We start from the raw sequence: 3,946 nt of genomic DNA on the forward strand, positions 1-3,946 counted from the left end.
CGCTGCTGCATAGCGGCCGCGCGGCGTTCGGCGCTGCGGGCTACGCCCTTCGCGCCGCACGTCGCACAGAAGGATCAACTGAAACCACCGGCATCTGATTTCTGCACAACTTGACGCACACAACTCCCCAAACCCGCCCTACCTCGAAGAAGAAGAAAGAAACCCATGAAAATCCTGTTCTACGAGACCACCCCCGACATCGCCCAATGGCTCCGCGGCCTAAACCGCGAACTCTCCCAAGCCGACATCCGCGTCTGGCAACAAGGCGACACCCATCCCGCCGACTATGCGATCGTCTGGATGCCCCCTCCGGAGCTCTTCAAAAATCGCCAAGACCTGAAGGCAATCTTCAACCTGGGCGCAGGCGTCGACGCCATCCTCGACGTCGAACGAAAACACCCCGGCATGCTGCCGCCCAGCGCAAAGCTAGTGCGCCTCGAAGACTCCGGCATGGCGCAACAGATGATCGAATACGCGACCTATTGGGTCCTGCGCTACCTCCGCCGACTCGACGAATACGACGCGCAACAACGCGAAGGCCGCTGGCAAAAACTCCCGCAACACGCGCGCGCGGACTTCACCGTCGGCGTGCTCGGATTAGGCGTGTTAGGCAGCGAAATCGCGAAGGCGCTGCTCGAACTGGGCGTGCCCGTCCGAGGCTACGCACGCACGAAAAAAGCGATCGAAGGCGTCACGATCCACGCAGGCAAGCATCAACTCGATGCCTTCCTCGACGGCGTGAAAGTGCTGATCAACCTGCTGCCGCATACGCCCGACACGGAAGGCATCCTCGATGCACGCGTCTTCGGCCAACTCGCCCACGGCGCGTATCTCGTGAACATCGCGCGCGGCGCGCATCTGGTCGATGACGATCTGCTCGCCGCACTCGACAGCGGCCAGATCGCCGGCGCGACGCTCGATGTTTTCCGCACCGAGCCGCTGCCGCCCGATCACCCGTTCTGGACGCATCCGCGCGTAAGCGTCACGCCGCATATCTCGGCGGAAACGCTACGCGAGGAAAGCATCGTGCAGATCGCGCGCAAGATCGAAGCGTTGGAGCGCGGCGAGCCGATCGGCGGCATCGTCGATGTCGCGCGCGGATATTGAGTCGATCCGCCATCCGAATCGATACGGCCCGCGCAACGGCCCGAACGTCGCGCACCGGCGCCCAAACCGATTTGCCACGACAATATCCAGACTTTCGGCAAAATGACCGGCGAGCATTCGTCTGTTCAAGGAGACAAACACCATGATGACCCCCAGGAAGGTAAAAATCGTCGAAGTCGCGCCGCGCGACGGCTTGCAGAACGAGAAGGAATTCGTCCCGACCGAAACCAAGATCGCGCTGGTCGACCGCCTCGCGCACGCGGGCATCGAAAATGTCGAATCGACCTCGTTCGTCTCGCCGAAATGGGTGCCGCAGATGTCCGACGCCGCCGCCGTGCTGGCCGGTATCGAGCGTCGTCCGGGCACGATCTACTCGGTACTCACGCCGAACATGCGCGGCTTCGAAGGCGCACTGGAAGCGCGCGCCGATGAAATCGTGATCTTCGGCGCGGCCAGCGAAGCGTTCTCGCAGAAGAACATCAATTGCAGCATCGCGGAAAGCATCGCGCGTTTCGAGCCGGTCGCGAAAGCCACCAAGGACGCGGGCTTGCGCCTGCGCGGCTCCATTTCGTGCGCGCTCGGCTGCCCGTATCAGGGCAAAGTCGCCATCGACGCGGTGGTCGACGTCGTCGAGCGAATGAAGGCGCTCGGCTGCGACGAAATCGATATCGCCGATACCATCGGCGTCGGCACGCCCGCGCGCACGCGCGAAGTGATGGCGGCCGCATCGAAGGCGTTTCCGCGCGAGCGGCTTTCGGGGCACTTCCACGACACCTACGGACAGGCCATCGGCAATATCTACGCCGCGCTGCTCGAAGGCATCGAGATCTATCATGCGTCGGTCGCGGGTCTCGGCGGTTGTCCGTACGCGAAGGGCGCGACCGGCAACGTCGCGACGGAAGATGTCGTCTATATGCTGAACGGCTTGGGCATCGAAACGGGCGTGGATCTGGATCAGCTCGTCGAGATCGGCGACTGGATTTCGCGCGCCATCGGCAAGCCGAGCGCATCGCGCGCGGGCCGCGCACTCATCGCGAAGAAAAACGCCGGCGTCGCGGCGTGCGTCTGAGCACTATCGAAGAACCAAGGAAACCGATGATCGATCAATTACCCGATTCCGCGCGCCGCGTCGCGCTGTTGCTCAAGGAGCGCGGCCATCCGCACGACGTCGTGATGCTGTCCGAAACCGGCAAGACCTCCGCCGAAGCCGCGGCGGGCCTCGGCTGCTCGATCGCGCAGATCGCCAAGTCGATCCTGTTTCGCCGCAAGTCGGACGACGCGCCCGTGCTGGTGATCGCGAGCGGCGCGAATCGCGTCGACGAAGCGAAGATCGCCGCGCGCGTCGGCGATCTGGCGCGCGCCGATGCCAAATTCGTGCGCGAGAAAACCGGCTACGCGATCGGCGGCGTCTGCCCGATCGGCCACGCGGTGAAGCCCGTCATGCTGATCGACGAAGACCTGCTCGCGCTCGACAGCCTGTGGGCGGCGGCGGGACATCCGCACGCGGTGTTCAATCTGTCGCCGCAGGAATTGATCGAGCTGACAGGTGCGCCGGTCGTCGACGTCGCGCTGCGCGAGACCGCCGCGTCATGAGCGGCGTGGCGTCGCCGTACGTCGACGTGTGCCGCATGAATCCGCAGACGGGTTTCTGCGACGGCTGTTTTCGCACGATCGACGAAATCGCCGCGTGGTCATCGTTGGACGACGACGCGAAGCGCGCCGTGCTCTCGCGCGTCGATAGTCGCCGGCAAGGCGCGCGCGTGGTGATGCTCGGCGAATCGTTCGAGGCGACGCTCGCGCTTTCGCCCGATTCGGTGCGGCATTTCGCGACGCTCGTCAACGACGGCAATCCGCTGCATCACGACGATGCCGTGGCGCGCGCGAGCCGTTTCGGCGGCCTGATCGCGTCCGGCACGCAACCGACCGCGCATCTGATGGCGATGCTCGCCACGCATTTCTCGCAGTACGCGCAGCCGCTCGGACTCGAATTCGGCATCCGCCTGACGCGCGCGGTCATGGCCGACGACGTGCTGACCATGCGCTGGCAGGTGATCGAAGCGAACTGGAAGGCGAGCCTCGGCGGCGATCTCGTCAAGCTCGAAGGCGGCGCGAGCAACGCGCGCGGCGACAACGTGATGAAGGCGACGGCGACCATCGTCGTGATGCCGAAAGAAACCACGCCGAACGAGCCACGCACATGACGCGTCTGCCCGCCTCGATGACCGTGTTCGAACGCGGCTGGCTGTCCTCGAACAACGTGCTGTTCGCCGACGCCGATCGCGCGACGCTGATCGACACCGGCTACTTCTCGCACGCGCCGCAGACGCTCGCGCTGGTCCGCAATGCGCTCGGCGCGCGTCCGCTCGATGTGATCGTCAACACGCATCTGCATTCGGATCATTGCGGCGGCAATGCGCTGCTTCAGCAAACCTACGCGTGCGACACGCTGATTCCCGTCAGCGAGGCGGCCGCCGTGCGCGACTGGAACGAAGACGCGCTGACGTTCCGCGCGACCGGCCAGCAGTGCGAGCGCTTCGCGTTCACGGGCACGCTCGAAAACGGCATGACGCTCGCGCTCGGCGGTTGCGTCTGGAACGTGCTCAGCGCGCCCGGTCACGATCCGCATTCGCTGATGCTGCATTGCCCGGAAACGCGCGTGCTCATCAGCGTGGACGCGTTGTGGGAAAACGGCTTTGGCGTAATCTTTCCGGAACTAGGTCCTGTTCACATTTAAGAGCGGCCCGAAGGCAGACACGATGGAGACAAAGGTGAGGTAGCTGTGGGCGAGTTTGTCATATCGAGTGGCGACGCGACGAAAATGCTTGATACGCTTAAAGAA

4 protein-coding genes and 2 pseudogenes are annotated in these 3,946 nt (G+C 64.1%); 5 read left to right on the forward strand and 1 reads right to left on the reverse strand.

Features of this window, described 5'->3' with window-relative positions:
• Positions 1-165: 165 nt before the first annotated feature.
• From BVER_RS28045 to BVER_RS28065, 5 genes and pseudogenes are all read left to right on the forward strand, one after another.
• On the forward strand, positions 166-1,107 hold the full coding sequence (locus BVER_RS28045) for a 2-hydroxyacid dehydrogenase (RefSeq protein WP_050456030.1): 942 nt from the start codon (positions 166-168) through the stop codon (positions 1,105-1,107).
• Positions 1,108-1,249: 142 nt separating this feature from the next.
• Complete coding sequence (locus tag BVER_RS28050) at positions 1,250-2,176, forward strand: hydroxymethylglutaryl-CoA lyase (protein WP_198155450.1); 927 nt, start codon at positions 1,250-1,252, stop codon at positions 2,174-2,176.
• A 26-nt stretch (positions 2,177-2,202) separates the two neighbouring features.
• A complete protein-coding gene (locus tag BVER_RS28055; RefSeq protein WP_050456031.1) occupies positions 2,203-2,700 on the forward strand; it encodes a YbaK/EbsC family protein in 498 nt (165 codons plus the stop codon).
• A gap of 35 nt (positions 2,701-2,735) precedes the next feature.
• A complete protein-coding gene (locus BVER_RS28060; protein ID WP_232316890.1) occupies positions 2,736-3,308 on the forward strand; it encodes a DUF1289 domain-containing protein in 573 nt (190 codons plus the stop codon).
• Positions 3,305-3,823 (forward strand): annotated as a pseudogene (locus BVER_RS28065) (MBL fold metallo-hydrolase); the annotation flags it as partial. The gene BVER_RS28060 and the pseudogene BVER_RS28065, both read left to right, overlap by 4 nt.
• Here the strand turns inward: BVER_RS28065 and BVER_RS33065 are convergent.
• Positions 3,821-3,946, reverse strand: a pseudogene (locus tag BVER_RS33065) (IS5/IS1182 family transposase); the annotation flags it as partial. The pseudogenes BVER_RS28065 and BVER_RS33065 overlap by 3 nt on opposite strands.

This window comes from Candidatus Burkholderia verschuerenii, from assembly GCF_001189365.1.
GTDB classification, from domain to species: domain Bacteria; phylum Pseudomonadota; class Gammaproteobacteria; order Burkholderiales; family Burkholderiaceae; genus Caballeronia; species Caballeronia verschuerenii.